At 53.3% G+C, this 3,922-nt stretch carries 4 protein-coding genes; all 4 read right to left on the bottom strand.

The features are described from left to right. Positions 1-206: 206 nt before the first annotated feature. Positions 207-617, bottom strand: a complete 411-nt coding sequence (locus tag ACTTKG_RS09575; RefSeq protein ID WP_442673978.1) for a hypothetical protein — start codon at positions 615-617, stop codon at positions 207-209. Between the two features lie 115 nt (positions 618-732). Continuing rightward, positions 733-1,491, bottom strand: coding sequence for a sulfite exporter TauE/SafE family protein (locus tag ACTTKG_RS09570; RefSeq protein WP_442673977.1), 759 nt, complete (start codon positions 1,489-1,491; stop codon positions 733-735). After that, positions 1,488-3,317 (bottom strand): phosphoethanolamine transferase, encoded by a 1,830-nt coding sequence (locus ACTTKG_RS09565; RefSeq protein WP_442673976.1) that lies wholly within the window; start codon positions 3,315-3,317, stop codon positions 1,488-1,490. The genes ACTTKG_RS09570 and ACTTKG_RS09565 overlap by 4 nt, the downstream gene beginning before the upstream one ends. 151 nt (positions 3,318-3,468) lie before the next feature. Next, positions 3,469-3,834 (bottom strand): hypothetical protein, encoded by a 366-nt coding sequence (locus ACTTKG_RS09560; protein ID WP_442673975.1) that lies wholly within the window; start codon positions 3,832-3,834, stop codon positions 3,469-3,471. Positions 3,835-3,922: the final 88 nt, after the last annotated feature.

The raw sequence follows: 3,922 nt of genomic DNA, 5'->3' as shown, positions 1-3,922 counted from the left end.
CCCCAAGAAGTCAAGCCCGAAGGGCGCAGACTGATTGGCTAGGTTTCTGTAAGGCGTGAGGACATATATCCCGAAAGATTCCTCTGTGTTCTTCCTTTATTTTGGCAAAATGAAACGACCGCACACCAGCCCCTTCCGGCTTGTGTACGGTCGTTTCATGTGTCGCCATGCTGCATATCTGCCGCAATCAAAATTGCCGACAACACTCAATGAAGGACGTCTCTCCCGCCGCTCTCTTTCAAAAGCAGGTGCTTCTGCGGTATCAGCTCGGCAGCCAGAGCCGCCATCTCAAGCGCCTCCAGTCGCGCGTCGATATACGCCGTACCTCGCCGCATCTCCTGCGTCATGCGACAGGCTTTCTGCGTCTCCTTCTCCAGCGCAGAGATCTGCCCGCGCATCGCTTCATAGTGCGCATTGAACGCCGCAAAACGCGCATCGAGGTCAGCAAACCGACGATCAAGCGCCGCAAAATGTGCATCAAACTCTGCAAGTTTCTCATCCATCGCAGCAAGCCTCTGTGCGCCGTTTGCAAGACGCACACTCACACAGCGAACATCCCCGTCAAGCGCCTCTATAGCATCCTGTGTACATTCGCGCATTTTTTCTCTTACTTCCATTCTTTTCCCTCCGACATCATTATACCACGACTTTTCTCCCTAGTCCATGATGTTTTCGGCGGGAATAAGAAAAAAACCACCATTTTCTCCAATAATGAGAACAAATAGCAGTTTTTCAATGGAAAATCAGCATAATCAAGCCGCCGACCGTCGGCATCGCCACGATGGCAGCCTTCAAAAGCGGACGTGGAGCGAGATGTGTGCATTTTGCTCCGACGAAAGCCCCTATCATTAGGCCCAAAAGCGTCTGCATGAAAATATTGAAGTCGAGCCTCCCGTTCATCATATAGCCCAGCCCGCCCGCTGCCGAAATCGGCAGAATGACCATCATACAGGTGCCGATCGACTGCAGAAGCGGCACGCCAAACACACAGAGCAGCGTGAGCTGGATAAACGCCGCCGCACCGATGCCGAACGCCCCCGACAAGAAGCCGTTGATGAAGCCGAGCAAAACCCCATAGACGACGAGCTTCTTCCCCGCAAGCATCGACTCGCGCACATGGAAAAAGCGATCGAGGAAATCGGCGCGATAGACCTTCATATAGAGGGTAAACGCCGACAAAAGCAGCATCAGCGCCGTCATGAAACCAAGCTCTTCGGACGGCATCACGTTCGACACCTCCGCGCCCAAAAGTGCGCCTAAGACGCCGCCCGCGCCAAGCGCCGCGCCCGTCTTTACAACGACCTCGCCCTCGCGGAAGTGGCTGACCGCGCCCGAAATCATCGTGAACACCATCGAAGCGAGTGCGACGCCGAGCGCCGTATGAATCGGCACGCCAAAGCCAACGGTCAAGAGCGTGATGACGACGCCCGCGCCGCCCGCGCCGACGAAGCCGATAAGCGCTCCCAAAAACAGCATCGAGAGGAAGATCATCGTCCTTCCTCCACATCCTCCGTCAACGGATGCTGCCCGAGCATCGTCGTCAAATTATCACGCGTGAAACGATATGCAGGCGACGAAAAGTCCTGCGTCGCATCGTAGTGGTTCGACTGCGCACACAAGATCCCGGCGACAGTATCGTAAATCATGTCGTTCGTGAAATACTGACTCTCATGGCTTCGAAGCGTCTCCAAGACCTGCGGCTCCGCCGCCTGATACGCAGGCGAGAGGTAGACGAACATCGGGATGCGCACCATGTGGAAGTTGAACACATCGGGATTATGCGAGATCTCAAGATCCTCGCCATGATCGGAGAAATAAACCATCGCCTGCAAATTCAGATGATCGCGCGCATACTCAAAGACGCGGCGCAAATTGTCGTCCGTATAGAGAATACTGTTCGCATACGACTCAGCATTCGTAGCCGCGCCGCCCGCCTCGTTGACCCAGCGGCTGAACGACGCCGGATAGCGGTTGTTGTAGTAGATGTGACTGCCCATGATATGCAGCACGATGAAGTTGTTCCTCGTCGGATCGATTTGCGGCAGATACGCCAGAAGATTTTCATCATACTTCTCCGTAAAGAGGTACGAGTCGTCAACCCACTCCGCACGATCCGCCGTCTTTGCAACGAGCGTGATCGCGCTGTCGTACTGCCCGTAGCGACCTTGGTTGCTGAACCAGTACGTATCGTAGCCCGCCTTCTTCGCCACGTCAATGAGCGACGTCGAGTTGTAAAACTCCTTGTCGTTGTACTGACTCTGTTCCGTCAGCGCACGCTGCAAGACAGGCACCGTCTGTGACCAGCAAGAATACACGTGGCGAAACACGACGAAATCGGGATCTTCCATGCGCGCACCGAGCCACGGCGTATCGTCGAAAGGAAAGCTCGGCGTATACGCCTTCATAAACGTGCGCGACGCCGACTCGCCAATGACGACGATCACCGTGCCCGGAGCCTTGGCGGAAAGCACATTCTCGGGCGCATCGAGCCTGAGATCAGCAAACCGCTCATCATGGTGCGCACCATATTCCTGCGTCTCGGCGACGTATGCAGAGACTTCCTTCCAACTCAAAACAATCGAAGTCTCCGGGAACACGAAAAACGGAATGTAGACAGCCAGAACGAGCGTGAGAAGCGAAAGCGCCGCCCGCTTGCCCGCCGTCAGCGGCTGCGCCCCCAGATGACGCGCCTGACGCATATTGCCGCGATAACAGAGCCACAAAAACAGCAAAAAGGCGAACACAATGCCGACCATCGCCGGAATGCCAAGCATTGCCTCCATGAAATCGACACTCTCGTCGGGATTCGTCAAATAAAGCGCCATAAGAGAAGCCGGCGTCAAACAATGCTGGTAGATGGAAAAATAAACGACCTGCACAAAAGGAATTGCCAGACACAAAAAATCAAGCGCCGCAAAAAGCGCCGCGACAAAGCGCACCAGCTTTTTCCCGTCAAACGCCAAAGACTGCAAAGAAGAAAGCAAAAGAAAAATCCCCGTGCCGCAGAGAAAATCGAGCCGTATGAGAGAAACGTACCACGGCGTATCATACGACCACGAATACAGCAGCGGAAACGTCACACACCACGCCACACCCGCAAAGAGATGCGGCGCATGGTTCAGCGAAAAAAGCCGCACACGCGCACCGTACTGAAAAAGCACGAGCGCACCGATCACCGGCAGAAACCACGGCAGATAATTCGCCGGCGTCATATCCTCGCCGATATTGATGTAGAACGAAATGAGCACAAAATAAAAAACGACAGCTCCTGCGACATATCGCACGCCCTCGTTCTTCTCCCCTATGGAAAACCGCATGAAGACCGCATCCTTTATCTATTTTTCGGCAGGCAACCAAAGCCCCATCCCCGACGACGCAAAAGCTACCCAAGTTTTCCTTTAGTATAGGAAAACCATCCGCATTCGTCAAGTGAATTTTCCGCATATATATTAAATCTGACCAGACCATTCAATGCAAGCAAAAAGTCGTTTCATCTATATCGGATGATTGCCATGTACAAAATCGTCTATACGAATCACATGAAATAAAGATGTCCTTCGCACGCTTTGAAAAATTTTTGCTGCAGCTCAAAGACCACCCCTTCTGAATCCACTTCAAACGCTCCCACCGACTCCTTGCCGCCTGCGCACGATCCAAAAATGCATCGGCAGACACCTCATCCACCATCGGCTGAAGCGTTCGCGCTCTTTCATTGAACACCTCCACATACTCCTGCAGCAAATCCTCCATCTCCGCCTCACGCGGCTCCTCACGTCCTGTCTCCACCAAAAAACGCTGGAAATCTTCATAGAACTTTTCACTATCGCTCTTCATGAATATCATCTCCTCGCTTTTATAAATCCACCCCATCAAAGCCCTCTATCTAGCATTTCGCCATAGACAAGAATACTTCCTTGTGATG

The sequence above is a fragment of the Selenomonas sp. genome (genome assembly GCF_052169755.1).
Taxonomy (GTDB): Bacteria; Bacillota; Negativicutes; order Selenomonadales; family Selenomonadaceae; genus Selenomonas.
The sequence above is the reverse complement of the archived record's forward strand: the minus strand, read 5'-3'. Positions and strand labels throughout refer to the sequence as shown.

Bases quoted from the DNA above. Each gene is read 5' to 3' on its own strand.
- ACTTKG_RS09565 (WP_442673976.1), bottom strand. From the start codon at position 3,317: ATGCGGTTTTCCATAGGGGAGAAGAACGAGGGCGTGCGATATGTCGCA.
- ACTTKG_RS09575 (WP_442673978.1), bottom strand. From the start codon at position 617: ATGGAAGTAAGAGAAAAAATGCGCGAATGTACACAGGATGCTATAGAG.
- ACTTKG_RS09560 (WP_442673975.1), bottom strand. From the start codon at position 3,834: ATGAAGAGCGATAGTGAAAAGTTCTATGAAGATTTCCAGCGTTTTTTG.
- ACTTKG_RS09570 (WP_442673977.1), bottom strand. From the start codon at position 1,491: ATGATCTTCCTCTCGATGCTGTTTTTGGGAGCGCTTATCGGCTTCGTC.